20 protein-coding genes (2 of these 20 only partly in view) are annotated in these 17,500 nt (G+C 39.6%); 11 read left to right on the top strand and 9 right to left on the bottom strand.

The genetic code is table 11. The features are described from left to right. The 6 genes from QC759_RS10745 to QC759_RS10720 form a co-directional block, all read right to left on the bottom strand. A protein-coding gene (locus tag QC759_RS10745; protein WP_048072437.1) for a small multi-drug export protein crosses the window boundary here: on the bottom strand, positions 1–130 show its 5' end (the start). 311 nt of this gene lie to the left of the window's left edge; 130 of the gene's 441 nt are visible here — the first part of the coding sequence; it begins with the start codon at positions 128–130; its stop codon lies off the left edge, out of view. Positions 131–228: 98 nt separating this feature from the next. Continuing rightward, positions 229–522: a DUF2769 domain-containing protein gene (locus QC759_RS10740; protein WP_048072436.1), complete on the bottom strand. Its 294-nt coding sequence runs from the start codon at positions 520–522 to the stop codon at positions 229–231. Between the two features lie 8 nt (positions 523–530). Further along, positions 531–1,475 carry a hypothetical protein gene (locus QC759_RS10735; RefSeq protein WP_048072435.1) on the bottom strand — a complete coding sequence of 315 codons (945 nt, stop codon included), beginning with the start codon at positions 1,473–1,475 and terminating at the stop codon, positions 531–533. Between the two features lie 265 nt (positions 1,476–1,740). After that, positions 1,741–2,421: an ABC transporter ATP-binding protein gene (locus QC759_RS10730; RefSeq protein ID WP_279845772.1), complete on the bottom strand. Its 681-nt coding sequence runs from the start codon at positions 2,419–2,421 to the stop codon at positions 1,741–1,743. Beyond that, a complete protein-coding gene (locus QC759_RS10725) occupies positions 2,414–3,661 on the bottom strand; it encodes an ABC transporter permease (protein ID WP_048072434.1) in 1,248 nt (415 codons plus the stop codon). The genes QC759_RS10730 and QC759_RS10725 overlap by 8 nt, the downstream gene beginning before the upstream one ends. 313 nt (positions 3,662–3,974) lie before the next feature. Further along, the gene (locus tag QC759_RS10720; protein ID WP_048072433.1) at positions 3,975–4,364 is read right to left on the bottom strand and encodes a Fur family transcriptional regulator; all 390 of its coding nucleotides are present in this window, start codon (positions 4,362–4,364) and stop codon (positions 3,975–3,977) included. 189 nt (positions 4,365–4,553) lie between these two features. Here QC759_RS10720 and afpA point away from each other — a divergent pair, with 189 nt between their 5' ends. Together afpA and QC759_RS10710 are read left to right on the top strand one after the other, a co-directional pair. Next, entirely contained in the window at positions 4,554–5,117 is a 564-nt protein-coding gene (gene afpA / locus QC759_RS10715; protein ID WP_048072432.1) for an archaeoflavoprotein AfpA, read from the top strand. A 141-nt stretch (positions 5,118–5,258) separates the two neighbouring features. Then, the gene (locus tag QC759_RS10710) at positions 5,259–5,672 is read left to right on the top strand and encodes a YbaN family protein (RefSeq protein WP_048072431.1); all 414 of its coding nucleotides are present in this window, start codon (positions 5,259–5,261) and stop codon (positions 5,670–5,672) included. A 117-nt stretch (positions 5,673–5,789) separates the two neighbouring features. Here QC759_RS10710 and QC759_RS10705 read toward each other — a convergent pair whose 3' ends face one another. From QC759_RS10705 to QC759_RS10695, 3 genes are all read right to left on the bottom strand, one after another. Next, positions 5,790–6,530, bottom strand: a complete 741-nt coding sequence (locus QC759_RS10705) for a sulfite exporter TauE/SafE family protein (RefSeq protein WP_048072430.1) — start codon at positions 6,528–6,530, stop codon at positions 5,790–5,792. 141 nt (positions 6,531–6,671) lie between these two features. Next, positions 6,672–8,630, bottom strand: coding sequence for a cation:proton antiporter (locus tag QC759_RS10700; protein ID WP_048072429.1), 1,959 nt, complete (start codon positions 8,628–8,630; stop codon positions 6,672–6,674). 346 nt (positions 8,631–8,976) lie between these two features. Further along, positions 8,977–10,701 (bottom strand): chloride channel protein, encoded by a 1,725-nt coding sequence (locus QC759_RS10695; RefSeq protein ID WP_048072428.1) that lies wholly within the window; start codon positions 10,699–10,701, stop codon positions 8,977–8,979. 236 nt (positions 10,702–10,937) lie between these two features. On the opposite strand from QC759_RS10695, the gene QC759_RS10690 reads away from it, so the two are divergent. The 9 genes from QC759_RS10690 to QC759_RS10650 form a co-directional block, all read left to right on the top strand. Further along, on the top strand, positions 10,938–12,002 hold the full coding sequence (locus tag QC759_RS10690; protein ID WP_048072427.1) for a TIGR00341 family protein: 1,065 nt from the start codon (positions 10,938–10,940) through the stop codon (positions 12,000–12,002). 28 nt (positions 12,003–12,030) lie between these two features. Next, positions 12,031–13,041 carry a TIGR00341 family protein gene (locus QC759_RS10685; protein WP_048072426.1) on the top strand — a complete coding sequence of 337 codons (1,011 nt, stop codon included), beginning with the start codon at positions 12,031–12,033 and terminating at the stop codon, positions 13,039–13,041. Positions 13,042–13,190: 149 nt separating this feature from the next. Continuing rightward, positions 13,191–13,739 (top strand): PadR family transcriptional regulator, encoded by a 549-nt coding sequence (locus tag QC759_RS10680; RefSeq protein ID WP_048072425.1) that lies wholly within the window; start codon positions 13,191–13,193, stop codon positions 13,737–13,739. 10 nt (positions 13,740–13,749) lie between these two features. Beyond that, positions 13,750–14,208: a GyrI-like domain-containing protein gene (locus QC759_RS10675; protein ID WP_048072424.1), complete on the top strand. Its 459-nt coding sequence runs from the start codon at positions 13,750–13,752 to the stop codon at positions 14,206–14,208. A 67-nt stretch (positions 14,209–14,275) separates the two neighbouring features. Continuing rightward, positions 14,276–14,677: a hypothetical protein gene (locus QC759_RS10670; RefSeq protein ID WP_048072423.1), complete on the top strand. Its 402-nt coding sequence runs from the start codon at positions 14,276–14,278 to the stop codon at positions 14,675–14,677. Positions 14,678–14,714: 37 nt separating this feature from the next. Next, complete coding sequence (locus QC759_RS10665) at positions 14,715–15,326, top strand: GyrI-like domain-containing protein (protein WP_048072422.1); 612 nt, start codon at positions 14,715–14,717, stop codon at positions 15,324–15,326. Between the two features lie 180 nt (positions 15,327–15,506). Next, positions 15,507–16,409, top strand: coding sequence for an AEC family transporter (locus QC759_RS10660; RefSeq protein WP_048072421.1), 903 nt, complete (start codon positions 15,507–15,509; stop codon positions 16,407–16,409). Between the two features lie 78 nt (positions 16,410–16,487). Next, entirely contained in the window at positions 16,488–17,165 is a 678-nt protein-coding gene (locus QC759_RS10655) for a DNA alkylation repair protein (RefSeq protein WP_048072420.1), read from the top strand. Positions 17,166–17,477: 312 nt separating this feature from the next. After that, positions 17,478–17,500: the beginning of an LRR adjacent gene (locus QC759_RS10650; protein WP_231553482.1), read on the top strand. The gene runs 427 nt beyond the window's last position; 23 of the gene's 450 nt are visible here — the first part of the coding sequence; it begins with the start codon at positions 17,478–17,480; the stop codon falls past the right edge of the window.

The raw sequence follows: 17,500 nt of genomic DNA, 5'->3' as shown, positions 1-17,500 counted from the left end.
GTATAGCACCGGTTGCCGAAAAAATGATGATTAGCACGGGATTGATCTCCATAACCAGGCCTAAAGGGATGCCCAGCCACAGTTCAACCACACTGGCTGCAAAGACAATTAAGATTGATTCTAGATTCATAGTGTCACTTAGTAGGTATAATATAAAAATGTCACTTAAAAAAGTAGATAAAAAATCTTTAAAAATAGCTTATAATTGATGGTTATTGCCAGATTTAGTTAACTTTTTTGTTCTTTTTCCGAGCCACGAATACAGTAAAAATTGTACATAACTCCAATCTGATATTCCTGGGCCAGGGGACAGGTAGGGCACAGACAACCCAGTTCAGTATCTATGCAACCATCACTTTTCCCGGTGATGCAGAAGGCATACTCAAATTTTTTATCAGCACATTCATTATAGCTAGGGCAATGGGGACACACACAACCCTGGGCCACCTTTTCAATCTCTTTTGAACGTTCTTTTTCACCTAATTTATCCAGTTCTTCAATTAAGTCTTCAAATTCAACCATAAGATCACCTAAATCACATTTATAGCTAAAAATACGAATATCCACCAGAAAATTGTAAGTATAACCGTAGAAAGGAGTGGTAATTTATCCTCTTTAGATTTTCTGATCTGGGATCCAACCCTCCAGGTTAATATCAGGATAACAATCAGTGTAAGGCTGTTTAAAAGTCCTAATAAGTTCCGGGGATTTTGGTACATTACCCCCGCCCATACTACAGTGCTTATTAGAGTTCCAATCCAGAGTAAGGGTAAAACTGTTTCACCCAGTTTAAGGGTGATTCTGGCCAATTCCTGGGATTTTCTTGACTTAACCAGGGGTACTAAGAGGCTCATGAGGATGCCCAGTGCCAGTATGATCCCCACCAACTCCAAAAATAGTGTGGAAATGGGTTTTCCAAAGAACTGTTCCTTCAGGAGGGGTAAAGTGAAAAGTGCACTTAGGGCTTCATTGGCGGGAAATGCTTCAATCTTTCCAATGGCCAGGGCGTACTTTCCCTGGTTCATGGTGTTGAACACCTTGATGTTGTAGGTGCCGGCAGGAACCTGCAGAGTTGTTTCGGGACCCTTAAGATAATAATCTCCACCAAATTCTTCAAAGTAGGGTGTCCAGGTGGAGTTAGTTCCATTTAAAAACATCACTACTTTCCCTGAACTGTCAGTGACCTCTGCTGAAACTGGTTCACCACCCTGCCCGGGGCTGGTGGGCACCAGCAGGTTCAGGTACAGTTGGAAGGGTTGTGTAGACTGGATCTGGTAGTACACTGGTTTACCATTTAATTGCCCGTAATACGCCTGAGAAATTTCAGGATTATCCACTAAAATTGGATTCTCAACCGATACCGTAGTTTGAGTGTCCAGGCGAGGTTGATGGGCACTAATCATGGAAAGGGAGGAGAGAAGTAAGATAAAAAGAAATGTTAGTAATCCCACATTGAAACTTGGAATTTTTAACATGTAATCTAATTCTGTTCATGATAACATTTAACATTTTTCAGTACCCTTTAAAAATTTGTAATAACTTTTTTTGAAATAGATTTAAGTTTAAAACTTGTTGTTTATTTATCTAAAGCCAATTCCGATGAATTGGAAATGCACTGTAAAATAAAAGTGAAGCCTCCAGAGTTGGAGGTGTTTATGGAGGTATTTTTAAAATAAATTGTCTGGAGGCTTCTTTATAACCAAGGGGTTATCGTTTTTTTGTATCCATTTATCTTAATTTTCATGATATTTTACCATCCATTAAATTTATCTTCCTTTCAGCCATATCGGCCACGTAGGGTTCATGGGTTACCAAAAGGAGAGTTACATTTTCTTTTTGGTGTATTTCACGAAGTATATCCAGGATTATGTCTCCTGTTTGGGAGTCAAGGGATCCCGTGGGTTCATCAGCCAGTATTATGGAGGGATGGTTCACCAGGGCTCGGGCTATGGCTACTCTCTGCCTTTCTCCTCCTGAAAGTTTGGTGGGAACTTGGTTGATCTTATTTCCCAGATTTAGAGATTCTAATAGTTTATTAGCTCTTTGAACCATTTTTTCGTGGGGAACTTCTGTTTCCAGCATGGGGATCTGGACATTCTCGGATACAGTTAGGTTGGGTATTAGGTTGTGGAACTGGAATATGAAACCAATTTCTTTTGATCGGAAGGAACTGAAATCTTTCTTTTCCATCAGATCATGACCAGCCACAGTAATATTTCCTTCCTCGGCCCGATCCAGAGCCCCAATCATGTTAAGGAGAGTTGTTTTCCCGGACCCGGAAGGTCCCATCAGGGAAACAAACTCTCCTTTTCTAATTTTAAGATCAACCCCGTCTAATGCTGCGGTTTTTCCATCATCATACCTTTTCTTAAGGTCCTGGATGATGATTATGTTTTTGTTATCCATGGTTTCATCATTCATAACGCAACGCCTCGGTTGGTGATAGTCGGGTAGCCCGGTAGGCCGGGTAGATTCCACCAATTATGCCTAGGAATATGGCTACTGCCAATGCTTCCAGGAATAATATGGCTGAAAAGGCGGGTTCAATGCCCCTTATAATCTGGGTGCTGCTTATAATCTCTACAACACTCACACCAATAATTATTCCCACAATGGCTGCCATTAAGGAGAGTAACAGTGATTCTCCCAATATCATGGTTAAGATTCTCTTATTGGTCCATCCAATTGCTTTTAAAACACCTATTTCTCTGGTTCTTTCCACCACTGATTTTACCATGGTCACCACAACCACAATACTGCCTATTAACAGTGCTAGTAGAGTAACCGCCCAGGAACCTGATTCAATGATTTCCAGTCCATTGTTCATCCTTTCCATCCCGGAAAGAGATGTTGATGTGGATAGTTCATTGGGATATTTACTCTCAATGATGTCTGCCAAGCTACTGGCATCAGTTCCATTGGTGGCTTTAACCAGAATCAGGGAAATTGTATCGGTATTTCCACTGAGACTCTGCAGTTTGCCTAGGGACATGACAATTCCCCGGTCATCCTGGAAGTTCCCGGTTTCATAGGTTCCCACAATGGTGAATGTCTGGTTGGATAGGACAATACTGTCCCCCACAGTTTTGTTAAGACTCTGGGCTGCCATCTCCCCGATTATAACCTGGTTGTCACTGGAAAATACAGTACCATTGGTGATTACAATATCATCCAGTCCCAGGTTACTGCTCTCAATTCCAATAACACTGTACATCATTCTGAAATTTCCCTGTCCTGAGCCCCCACTAGGTCCAGTGGTGGATCCGCTTGCACTGGTAGAACTGCTGGTGCTGTTAGTAGTATTACTGGTTTCGTTAAGATCAACATTGGTTCTTAAGACCCCTGCAGCAGTTTGAACTCCTGATATCTGCTGAATCTCGGATACCTTAGTCTGATTGATTAACTGTTGACCTCCTTGGCCACCTGGAGCACCCCCTCCTGAAGCCCCATCCGGACCTCCACCCCCTCCGGTGGTTCCAGCAATCACGGTGAAATCAGCGGCATCGGCAGTGAGTGCTTGCTGTGCAGAGGTTGCAAGGCCCCCTGTCACCAGACCCAAGCCTAGTATGGTGGCTACTCCTATCGCAATGCCCAGCATAGCCAACAAACTTCGGGTCTTGTTTCTAAAAATGTTTTTGATAATTAAACTTCTAAATTTCATGCCCTATTCTTTAAAAAAGACTTTAAAAGTAGTTTTTCCCAATTGACACCCAGGTTATACCAATTCTGTCCAGATTTAACCCGGGTTTATCTTAACTCTTATTTACAAAATAATTATTACCTTTTTAATTTTTAGGTTAAAATCTGGGAAAATGTAGTAAATGGGTCAAACTTTTAAATTAAGGGACAGAAATAATTCAAAAGATTAAATTATTAAACGTGTTCAGAATAATGAATCAAAATTGAAGATTCAGGATCAGTATTATTTTTTGGATTAGGTTAATATTATTTAAATTCTTACAAAATAAGTGATATTATTTCTCAACCAGTACTAATAAGGATTTGATCTCAATTCCTTCCTCTTCATTTAGTATATGTACAATTTCATCTAACATTTTGTTGATTTTCTCATTTTTTATATCTGTAATATTTTTATTGAATTCTGCCAGGTTCACATGGGGGTCCTGACTCATTTCGTAGCGAGTTTCACCTTTATAATTGAAACTTCTTATAATTCCCCGTTCTACCAGCAGTTTAAGATTATCATGCACTGTGGAACGGCTCACATTGGGTTGGGTTTCTTTAATGGACTGGTAAATCTGGTTGAAGGAGGGATGAGTTTTTTCCAGTTCCTCTAACCTCCGGATAATTTCCATTCTCTGGGGGGTGATTTTGATCTTCTCTTCTTTCAATTTCTCTTCCATAGAGTACCATTTGGTTGAAATCCAATAAAAAACTATCGAACAAAAACTTATATGGAATTGAGTTCTATATAGAACCAAGTTTAATGAGGGAATGAACTATCAAATCAGAAATTAATCCTCTGAATAATTAAGTGGGGTCATCATCTAAAATGTGCTTATTTACCATTTGAGGAGGAGAGGTGTTTTGGTATGGTCAAGAAGAAAAGGATTGCCTGGGGAATTACCGGTGCAGGTGATAAAATACTGGAAACCATGAAGGTCATGGAAAAAATTAGGCTAGAATTTGAAGATCAGGTGGATATAGAGGTATTCATCTCCAAATCCGGAGACCAGGTGGTCAAGTACTACGGGATTTCCAATGATATAGAAAGTAACTTTGACCGGGTATGGGTAGAAATTAATGCTAATGCTCCCTTTTTAGCCGGTAATATTCAGTTGGGTAAATATGAATTCATGTTAATTGCCCCGGCCACCTCCAACACGGTGGCCAAGATAGCCCTGAGAATGGGAGACACTTTAATATCCAATGCAGCGATAATGGGTCAAAAAGCCGATGTTCCCATCTACATATTACCCTCTGACGTAGAAGAGGGAGTCACCATCACCCAGCTTCCCGATGGTAAGGATCTGAAAATCACCATCCGCAAGGAGGATGTGGAGCACGTGGAGAAACTGGCCCAGATGTACGAAACCTACATCCTGAAGGACCCTCACGAAATGGTGGAAGTGTTCCGGAAACATTTCGGAGAATAACCATTGGCCGGAATTGTTTGGATAATAACCATAGTTGAATCTTGTGAATAACTATGGATAGCTGATTATTCAGGATATCCATGGACCGGGATCAAAACTAATGGTATTGTGAGGATATAACCCAGATTCACCGGGATAACAATGGAAACCAGGCGATTATTTTTCTTTGGTTTAGGTACAGCTCTGTTAGGTGTGGGAGCAGTGGGAGTGGTTCTCCCGGTCCTGCCTACCACACCACTGGTCCTAGCCTCATTTTTCTGTTTCACCAAAAGTTCACCAAGAGCAGAAAAGTGGATACTCAGTAACCGATACTTTGGGAGTTACATTGAAAATTACCAGACTAAACAGGGCGTACCACTGGATGTGAAATTTAAAAGCATAATTTTCTTATGGGTAATGTTAATCATCTCCGGTTACCTTTTCAGGGAGCATAGTTATCTTCTCCTATTACTCCCAATGGTAGGAGTGGCGGTAACCCTGCACATAGTTTTACTAAAAACTAAAAAGTCAATGGGGAACCAGAACATGTCCAAAACCAGATGGGAATCTTCATGATCAATTTCTTAAAAATAATTCACAGGATACTCCTTAAACCTTTAACTCCTTATTTTATTTAGATCCCATCTTTTAAGATCCCATCTGGTTGGATTTTAACTTTTGAATCAGCGCAGATTAAATAACTGAGTGAATACCATTGTAAATCAACAGTAAGCTGGCCAGGCCTATGGCCACCAGAACGATTTTTTTAAAGGTGCTTTGGGGGATCCGGTTAACGATCTTTTTACCCGTGTAGGACCCGAGAACACCAATTACCAACAGGGGAGGGATTAAATAATAGAACTGGGCACCAAGCAGGTTGGTGGTGAGGTAGATGGGTATCCGGGTTACATCTATAAGTATGGCTATAACGGCTAAGGTGGCGATGTAAGTTGTTTTATCCAGATCACAGGAGATAAGGAAATATCCTCTTAAAGGACCACCTATTCCCATGAGGCCCTGTAAAAATCCAGACAAACTTCCTCCAATAATGTTGTTAAGTTTCCCGGCGTTGATCTTAAAATCAGGGTGACGAAGTGAATAAATAGAGAATAACAGGAGAAATATCCCTAAAATAATAGTTAAAATGTTTTGAGGGACATAAATTACAATATAAGCTCCTAAAATGGTTAAAATCACGCTGGGGGCACCAAAAAGCAGAAGCAATCTTTTATCCAGGCCCTGACGGAAGAATGTGGCTGCTCCCAGGCTACCCGAAAGATGGGTAATGGCCACCAGTACCAGGGCGGTTTTAAAGTCCATGAAAATGACTGCAATCGGTAGTAAAATGGTGGACATTCCAAAACCAGCTATCGTGCCCACTAGAATTGATATGAAGGCCGCAAGGAAAAAAAGTAGTATTATCAATTCATTCATATACTATAATTAAATTGGCAATGTATAAATCATTGATGTTTTTTTTGATCTGAACTAGTGGTTAGGAAATAAACGTCTGTTTGTAGTGTTTTATCTTTTGATCCCCTGTGAAATTTGGTTTTTGGTGTGAAAAATACCTGGTTATAGGTCGGATTTAGTGAAATTGGATAACTGGTCTTTTTCACCACTAACAATCAATACATCACCCTCGACAAGTTTTAAATTACTATCAACATTTTTATAGGTCTTATGTCCCCTCATAACCGCCACAATTTCCAGTTCATAATCTTTTATCAATTCCAGGATAGTTTTCCCTTCAGAAACTGAACCCACTGTGGTTGAAGTTATTTCCCTATTTTGGCTCTCATTTAAGGTACAGGTGATTAATTCATCTTTGGAAAGAGTTCTGAACATTTCATAGCCATCTGACCGTATTTCATGGATAAAATCATTGATTTTTTCCGGTGACAAGTTGTACTTTTCCAGCACTTTACTGAAAATTTCTATGGAAGTTTCAAATTCTTCGGGTATTACTTCATCCGCTCCCATCTGATACAGGCCCTCCATGTCCCGGATGTAACGTGTTCTGACGATGATGTAAATGTTTGGGTTGAGTTTTTTGGCAATATCCAGGATTTTACGTGTTCCTATTGCATCGGAGATGGCCACCACCATTATCCGTGCCTCTTCAATGTTAATGTTTTTCAAGACAGTTCCGTGGGCAGCATCACCAAAATGAATGGATTCTCCGTGGGCCTTTTCATTCCTCACAATTTCGGGATTTATTTCCACAACCACATAGGGTATTTCCGCTTTTGAAGCAGCTTTGGCCATATTTTTCCCGTTTATACCAAATCCAACAATTATCAGATGATCACTTAAAACCTCTTCGGTCTGTGAAGGAAAGGGATAAAATCCATGTTTAAGTCTTTCTGGTAGGGGTAATTTATCGGAATAATTGGAAATTCGTGGAGCAGCAGCCAGAATAAAGGGGGTTAGTGACATGGTAATCACGGAAACAGCTAAGAATATCTGGAAAAACTCTTGATTAATTAGTCCCAGTTGGAGTCCAGTTGCTGCTAAGATGAATGAAAATTCCCCGATCTGACTTAATAATAAACCAACTAATATCATGACCCGGAAGGATAATCCTAACAGCCCGGCAGTTATGCCCGCCAGGGATGACTTTAAAATGATGACAATAAGGGCGATAAGGATTATTATGAGGATATTTTCAGCAATAAAACCGATATTCAGCAACATTCCAATGGATACAAAGAAGAAACTCATGAAGATGTCCTTGAAGGGTAATATATTTCCCAGGGCCTGATGGCTGTAATCAGTGTTGGATATTATTAATCCTGCTAAAAATGCACCTAATGCTGTTGATAAACCGATACTGGAAGTTATCCAGGTAACTCCAAAACATATTAAGATAATAGTCAGCACGAACAGTTCACGGCTCTTGAAACGAGCTATGGAGTGTATGAGCCAGGGAACTATCCATTTAGTGCTGATAATGGTGAACACCACCAAACCAATTCCCATTGCTATTAACACAGGTAGATTGTTAAAAGCTCCGTTACTCACCCCTGCCAGTAATGGGGTGAAAAGGAGAACTAAAACCACGGCAATGTCCTGAAAAATTAAAATACCCAGGGATATCTGTCCATGGATACTGTAAATTTGGTCCCGTTCTTGAAGCAATCGTAATACTACTGCTGTACTGCTAAAAGAAATCAAAAGCCCTATGAAAATTGATTCTGAGGTATTAAGGCCCAAAATTAAACAAATAAAGTACACTGCGGCCAGGGTGAGCGTAAGCTGTAGGGAGCCACCGATAAGTACATACCTTTTGATCTGGGAGAATTTCTCCAGGGAAAATTCCATTCCTATGGTGAACAGTAGGAAAATCACTCCCAGTTCAGCCAGAATATTTACTTCATCAATGGGCACCAGTCCCAGTCCATGGGGGCCAGCCAGTAATCCTGTGATAAAAAAGGCTAAAATTGCAGGGATTTTAATTTTACGAAATAATAACAGTGAAATAACTGATAAACCAATAATTATAACGGCATCAGTTAATAAAGGTGTGGTCATTCATCTTGCTCCTTAATTGAATATGGTCCATGTTTTACTCTGGATTCATATATTTATAAATACTGTATTTTAAGGGACACACTGGCCACAATTAAAGACAGATTTACCAAAACCTTTTTCAAAACAAAGAAAAGTAGATCCCAATTTTTTAAGCCATGACAGAAGAAACTGCTGTTTTTAGGCTACCGGAAAGATAGGTAATGGCTATCTGTCCCAGTGCTGTTTTTAAATCCCTAAATAAATGTAAGGGGTAAACTGGTTGGTGGATGGATCAGTGATGTTTCTGGGAATTTAAGAGTATTTATCTTGTAAATAATGTTTAAATGATTTTTTTAGTGGTTAAATTTTAATTTGCTCTTTTTTTTGTATACGCTCGGATAATGTCTCCTTTGGTAAAAAATCCAACTATCTCTTGGGGTTTATTAGGATTCACAACTGGGAAGTGGGATAACTCCTCATTTTCGGTTTTAATCAGGACATCTTCAATCCTTTCATCTGGTTGGGCAGTGAATAGTTCGGTGGTCATCACATCTTTTACCCTCAGTGTTTCATGTTCATTTTCACCTATTTTATCGAAGTCCGAATGGGTCACAATACCAACTAAATAGTTTCCAGCCCTGACTACTGGAAATGCCATATGGCCGGTCTTTATAATTTTTTCGGATAATTTTTTTAGGGATAAATATTCATTAACTGTTTCAACTTCTGTATTCATAATATCCTGAACCGTAATGGTCTTCATCTGGTTTACGTCCATCTCCTGTTCAATTATGATTCCTCGGTGTCTTAATTTCACCGTGTATATGGTATCTTCCATGTAAAACTTGTAAAAAGAAGTGCTTATTACACAGGCCAGCATTACCGGTAAAATTATCATGTAATTACCGGTCATTTCGAAGACCAGGACAATTGCAGTTAAAATTGCGTTACTTCCGCCGGCAAACACGGCAGCCATACCCACAATGGCGTATCCTTCATAAGTTGCGGTTATGGTAGGGAAAATTTTGTGAATCACCGTTCCAAAGGCACCACCAGTCATGGAACCAATGAATAGGGCGGGTGTGAAAACTCCTCCAGAACCACCAGAGCCCAAGGTGAGGGAAGTTGCTATTATCTTCAAGAAGATCAAAGCAAAAATTACTGCAAACACAATTTGCCCACCAAACAACATATCCATGGTTTCAAATCCAATTCCAAACACGTAAGGATTACCTGAAGATAGAAAAAGGATCAGACCAATGATACCCACAAATAAACCACCTATTGCTGGTTTTACAAATTCAGGTGCTTTTATTTTCTCGAAGATGTCTTCTATTCCATAAAGGGATTTGGTGAAAATTATGGCAACAACTCCGGCTACCAGTCCTAACAATAGGTAAAATATGATTTCCAAAGGTGTTTTCAGGGTGTATTGAGGTAAAAAGAAAATATATGTTGCTTCAACTCCTAAATAATTCAATAAGACTTTTGCCGTAATGGTGGCAAAAACTGCGGATATAATAATAGGTGTTAATGATTTAAGCTTTACTTCTCTTAGTATAAGTTCCAGAGCAAACAATACTCCGGCAATGGGGGTGTTAAAGATAGCTGCAATCCCCCCGGCAGCACCACAAGTCACCAGGACTTTGGTCTGGTAGGGGGTTAATTTCAGTTTCTGGGCTATGGTGGATCCTACGGTGGATCCAATCTGAATTATGGGCCCTTCTTTCCCTGCAGATCCACCAGAACCAATGCAGATTGCAGAAGCAATGGCTTTGACTCCAGCAACTATAGGTCTTATTTTACCCCCATGAAGTGTAACTGCAGTCATTACTTCCGGAACGCCATGTCCTTTTGTTTCTTTGGCAAAATAATGTGTTAAAAGCCCTACCAGTATCCCGCCTATGGCGGGAATAATTATAATGTAATATGGATAACAGAAATCTAAAAATGACCCCAATTCGTTGAAAAACAAATACTGAAATCCCGATATTAAATATCGGAAGGCAACTGCTATTATCCCACAGAACATTCCGGTGATGATGGCCAGGGTATTGTAAAAAACTATATTTGATTTAATCCTTGTTTTCATTCATTAGCCATCCTTATGCGCTTTAAATTAAATATTATTAACAAACATCCATTATTCAATATTATGGATTTATTATTTATATTATGATGGTTGGGCTGTTAAGTGGTTATTTTGATCAAATGATTCACTAATTACTCTAAAACTAAATCATTAAGCTAATTTATGAGACTTATTAAACAATAATGATAATGATAAAGTCACATAATATTATAGTGTTAATCATTTAAGATGGTAAAATGGCTTATCGTTTAATCATAGTAACAATACCTGCAGGAAACAGGGACCATAATATAGATACACTTTTAAAAAGGTATGATGTGCTTTCTATGTGGTATGCGGACTCAACAGATGGGCAAATGATTTTAAACATATTGATTCGCCGTGAAAAAACCGAAGCTATACTCAATCTACTCCAGAAGCATTGCTCTACTGTAGAAGGATTTAGAGTTATTCTGGTGCCAGTTGAGGCATCTATACCTTTACCGGAAACACCCTCACAAATCCTGTCTGAAGAAACAGAAGAAGATACTTTTATTTTAGAAGGATTAGTTAATCGGTTGGGTTCTAAAGAACTGGTAGACCGTTTAAGTCGTCAGGAAATTTATGCAGACATCTCCGATATGTCTCGTCTTTCCAGGGTATACATTGTGATGATTGTACTTTCTTCCCTGGTAGCGGCCATTGGTGTTTTGAATAATAATGTGGCGGTTATCATTGGGGCCATGGTTATAGCCCCCCTTTTTGGACCCAACATAGCTTTAGCTCTGGCAACAGTGTTGGGGGATCTGCATCTGGCTATTGAAGCTCTTAAAACTAATTTAACTGGAATTATAACCGCCTTGTTAATATCAACTTGCATCGGCCTTTTTTCAGTAGTGGATCTAACCCTACCTGAACTTTTCCTGAGAACTAATGTTGGGTTGGGCAGTGTTACTCTGGCTTTGTCTTCAGGGATTGTGGGTGCCCTGGCTTTTACTCGAGGTTTTAGAACCACTTTGGTGGGGGTTATGGTGGCTGTGGCTTTACTTCCCCCACTGGTCACGTTTGGGTTACTTTTAGGTTCTGGAAATTTTTATATGGCTTCTGGAGCTTTTTTACTCTTTTTGGTGAACTTGGTGTGTATCAATTTAGCAGGGATTATAACCTTCCTTATTCAGAGAATACGTCCTATCATTCCCGAAAAACTCAGAAAAGCTGAAGAAATGACTAATATTGCCTTGATTATATGGATTATATTGTTAACAGTATTCATTATCCTGATTTTCCAGAGACAAGGTGTTTTTGATGTGGTTCGATTATGAAATTAGATGATTAATGAAGGTGTTTATCATGACCCTTAGGTTAATAGAGGTAGTTATTCCTCGAGGATACCATGAAGAAGTAGTGGGGATGTTAAAGGAGGACAGAATTCTAGAAATACTGGATATGGGGTTGGGCAATGATTTAACACTTTTTAAAATTCTCTTGACTACTGAAGATAGTGAAAATATCTTGGATCGATTGGAAAAACGTTTCTCCCACTTGGATGGGTTTAGAATATTCATTCTCCCGGTGCAAGCATCTATACCTCGTATTGATGAACTATCTGATGATAATAGCTTAAAATCTCAGAATAGTAATGAATTAATTGCTGCAGAGAGAATAAGTCGTGAAGAATTATATTCCAATGTTTTGTCGGTAAGTAAACCCACTAAGATTTATTTTATCATGGTGATGTTATCGTCATTGGTGGCCAGTATTGGTGTCTTGAACAATAATGTGGCGGTTATTATTGGTGCTATGGTTATTGCACCTCTTTTGGGTCCGAATATGGGCTTATCTTTGGCAACTGTACTTAGGGATGCCGATCTTGCTATTATTTCTTTAAAAAGTATCATTTCTGGTGTTATCCTTTCTATAAGCATAGCGGTAATAATAGGAGCCGTGGTCAACTTCGATCCTTCTATTCCGGCCATAGCGCTCCGAACTGATGTTGCCCTGGCAGGGATAGTCCTGGCCTTTGCATCGGGTATTGCGGGATCAATAGCGTTCACTACTGATGTGTCCAGTGCACTTATCGGTGTTATGGTGGCAGTGGCTTTACTCCCTCCCTTGTCTGTTTTTGGACTTTTATTGGGATCAGGATATTATTATCTGGCCACAGGGGCTTTCCTGTTATTTCTGGTGAACTTGGTGTGCATAAACTTATCTGGCCTGATTACATTTTATGTACAGAGAATAAAGCCTTTAAAAACATGGGAGGCCTTTAAAGCCTATAAATTAACTTATTTTGCCATGTTGGTATGGTCCCTTCTTCTGGTAATTCTTTTGATATTAATACAAATTAGGAAAATCATTTAATCTAATTTTTTCTATTTTTATGCTTTAATCCTTTAAAAAAATAAGTATTTACTACTTTTTTTTAATTTCTCCAGGTTTAATTACTTTAATTTATATTTCACAACTTCAATAAGAAATCTTTATATACTACTCTATACTTAGGATATTCTATGACTAGAATATCAGATCTGGAGGTGGCCATACTGGGCCTGCTCTACGAGGAACCACAGTACGGTTACCAGATTGAAAAGACCATTGAAGCATGGGGGATGCGTAACTGGACTCCTATAGGCTTTTCATCAATTTATTATGTCTTAAAGAAGCTGGAAAAGAAGGAACTGGTTACATCGAAACTGGAAAAGGTAGAGGGGAAACCCTCCCGGAAAGTTTTCACCATAACTTCCTCGGGAAAAAGTACCATGGAAACAGAACTCCGGGACCTTTTGTCCTGGAATAAAAAGTTGATTTCCTCCTTTGATCTGGGATTGGCCTATCTTAACTATTTAAAACCACGGGAAGTTATTAACTGCCTAGAAAATTATGTAGAATCCGCCCAGGGCAGGATTAAATTCCTGGAAAGTTCAGTGAAGACTCAGGAAAAGTTAAATGCCCCTTACTATGTGGTTGCCCTTTTCAGCAGGCCCCTGGCAGTACTTAAAACCGAGGTGGCCTGGGTGGAACAATTTATTGAGAAAATCAAAAAGGAAGAAAATCTGTAGAGGTGGAAGAATGGAAATAAATGAAAAGAAGATTGCAGAAAGACAGGTGGCGTACATAAACTACAAGGGATCCTATGAGGAAGTACCAGTCCTCATGGGGGAAGTGGTCGGGTTTATTATGGCCAAAGGCCTGCAGATAATGGGCCCACCATTCGGGGTGTACTTCAACAGTCCCCAGGAAGTACCGGTGGAAGAGCTCCAGTACGAAATAGCCATGCCCTTTGCTGGTGAGGCAGAAGAAGAAGGAAGGGTGAAGATAAAAACAACACCGGAACAGTTGGTTTTATCAACTGTTTATAAGGGTCCTTACAGTGAATGTGGCATGGCCATAGGTGCACTGGCAGAATACGCCTATAAAAATGGTTACGAAATTGTGGGACCGCCCCTGGAGACTTACATCTCTGACCCCAACGAAACTCCAGAAAGTGAACTGGTAACTGAGATGTGCTTCCCCGTGATGAAGAAATAAGCATCAAAAATCCTTTTTAACTATTTTTTTAGATAGATGGGGATGGAAAAAAACTGGGGGTAAAATTATGAATCGATATTTGAAAATAATCCTATTTGGCTTCTTAATATGGTTGATCCCCTTTGTGGTTTCCTTTTTCATCTACCCACTTAAAACCAGTGGAAACCCCCTTTTTGAATCAATCATGCCGCTGGCGCTGACCATAATCACGGTGTTACTGGCCTGCACCTACTTAAAAAGCATTCAAAGGGAATTTGTAAAGGAAAGCATTCTAATCGGTGTGATATGGTTTTTAATCAACATAATAATTGATTTAATTATGTTTTTACCAGTAAGTCCCATGCAAATGACTTTAAATGATTACATGGCAGATATTGGGATTACCTACCTCATAATACCAGTTATAACTATGGGAATGGGATATTTAGTTCAAAACAAAGCAGAGATAAAAAAAATCAAAACAAATTGATAATAAATTAAACTAATTTAATCAGGGAGTAATTTAAATGACCAAAATCGATTTAAAAAAAGAGAACAAGGAATTTTACTATCCTTCCACCGGTGAAGTGGCGGTGGTGGATGTACCAGAAATGAAGTTCCTGATGATAGATGGCCAGGGAGACCCTAACACTTCCCAGGAATATAAGGATGCCATGGAGACCATTTTCCCGGTTTCATATAAAACTAAATTCATCAGTAAAAAGGAGAAATCTCAGGATTACGTGGTCATGCCCCTGGAAGGATTATGGTGGACCGATAATATGGAAGAATTCACCATCGCCGATAAAAACTCCTGGAAATGGACAGTAATGATCAGGCAACCCCCAGTAGTAAATGATTCATTGATAGACAAAGCGGTAAAGGAACTGGAAAAGAAAAAAAATTTACCTTCACTTTCTAAACTTCGATTAGAAACTTTTAAAGAAGGCTCGTCTATCCAGATAATGCATATTGGGCCTTATGGTGAAGCTGAAGGTCCCGCAGTTGGAAAATTACACGAATTCATAGAGAATAAAGGTTACCAGTTAAGGGGAAAGCACCACGAAATATACATCAGTGACCTACGGCGCACCAAACCCGAAAAACTAAAAACTGTCATCCGACAACCTTTTAAATAACTAAAGTTTAGTTCTTTAACCTATTCCTAAAATTGTAAATAAGAGTCCTAACTGATAATAATTGATTTTAAAAGGTTATAACTTCTGCAGGGGTCAATTAAAGAATTTAAAAAAATTATTTCCGGGAGGATAAATCAATTCTTAGAGATATAATGGTGAAACAACAAATAGTTAGATCACATGAACTCCTATGAAACCATCCTGGCCATTGTGTTGATGATCATCATCGGCTACATATGCCGCAGATTTGATTTTTTGAAGGCAGAAGATACCCAGACCCTGAATAAAATCGTGGTAAACATCGCCATCCCTGCCCTGATCTTCCTGGCCATGTACCATGCCGATCTATCCCATATGAAAACATTTGGGACCATTACCCTCATCTGTATCACCATGGGCCTGATATCAGGGGTAATAGCTTATCTCTTCACTTACCTCCAGGGTTACTCCACCAAAACAAGATGGGGAGTGGTGGCAGCATCCACCCTCTTCAACTCCGGATTTTTAGGGTATCCGGTTACCCTGGGAGTTTTTGGAACTGCAGGACTGGTGAGGGCAGTATTTTATGATGTGGGTTCCACCATACTCTTTATATCCTTCGGAGTTTTCTTCCTGGTGATGTATGGTGGCCGGTACCAGGATATCCTCAAACGTTCCGTCCTGTTCCCACCGTTACTGGCAGTTATCCTGGGGATAGTTGCCAATTTGCTACACGCCCCTTTGGGGTCGGTGATTCCCAGTGTCCTTGGTTATCTCAGTGGTGCGGCCATACCATTGATAATGTTATCTTTAGGTCTGTCATTGGAATTTAGGGGTATTAAAGAGTATTTTGGGGTGGCCTCATTTGTTTCCCTGCTTAAACTGGTCATATCTCCCTTAATTGCCGTGTTAGTGGTAGGGTTGGTGGGTCTTACTGGTCTGGATCGAACCGTGACCATTGTGGAGGCAGGTATGCCTTCGGCAATGCTCAGTCTGGCTCTGGCCATCACCTACGACCTGGATATAAAGGTCACTGCCGCCTGTATATTCCTGAGCACCGCACTTAGCATAATATCACTCACCATTCTCATTCTGTTGGTATGACCCTACAGTTGGGGTTACTGGGCTAAATGTAAATAAAGATAGTAAAGTCAAGTTAGATATCAGAAAAGAGGGGCAGTAATGAATTACCGTGAAATCATCCAGGAACTTGAATCACTTTCCAACCCTGAGGATGTGGAGGGAATGGCTCGTTTTGGAATCAATCCCCAGAAGACCTATGCTGTTCGCATCCCTGAGCTTAGAAGGATTGCCCGGACGGTGGGCAAAAACCACCAACTGGCAGCACAGCTCTGGGAGGCAGGCTACCGAGAAACCAGGATACTGGCCTGTATGGTGGAAGATCCTCAAGAAATAACCTCCGAACAGATGGATAGATGGGTGGCTGAATTTGATTACTGGGAGATCTGCGACCAGTGCTGCATGAAACTGTTCCGTATGACTCCTTGGGCCTATGAAAAAATATTTCAATGGAGTGAAAGTGAAGAGGAGTTCACCAAAAGAGCGGCTTTCGCCCTGATTGCCGTATTGGCAGTCCATGATAAGAAAGCCCCCGATGAGAAATTTGAACAGTTCTTCCCCCTAATAATCAAAAAATCAACAGATAATCGTAATTATGTGAAAAAAGCCGTAAATTGGGCTTTGCGACATATTGGTAAGAAGAACAGTACTTTGAACCGGAAAGCAATTACTGTTGCCAGAGAAATACATAACATCAATTCAAAGAGTGCTAAATGGATTGCATCAAATGCTTTAAATGAATTGGAGAGTAATAAAGTGCAGGAAAAATTAAGGCAGTAAAACACGGCCGAAAATTAATTTTATATTTGTAAATGAGCATATTTTTTGGATTTAAGGGTAAATCAGAGGGACTATTTTAATTCACCATTTGTAAATCCTCCAATTAATATGGGTGTAATTTGGGAAAATATTCTTATAACCGGGGGACTATCTATAATAATATAAAAATATTTTAATTGTGAATTAGGGATAATTAATGGATTTACAATTTTTGTTAGTAATTAACCAGTATTTTTGCTCCAAACTGGAGGCGATTTAATTAGAGAAACAGTAAGATCTAGGAAAGTAAACATCCTGTTATTGTTGTTGGTAATGGTGGTAGTGGCGGTAGCGGC

Origin of the sequence: Methanobacterium formicicum (genome assembly GCF_029848115.1) — an archaeon.
GTDB classification, from domain to species: Archaea; Methanobacteriota; Methanobacteria; order Methanobacteriales; family Methanobacteriaceae; genus Methanobacterium; species Methanobacterium formicicum.
This window is presented reverse-complemented; position numbering and strand designations above follow the sequence as displayed.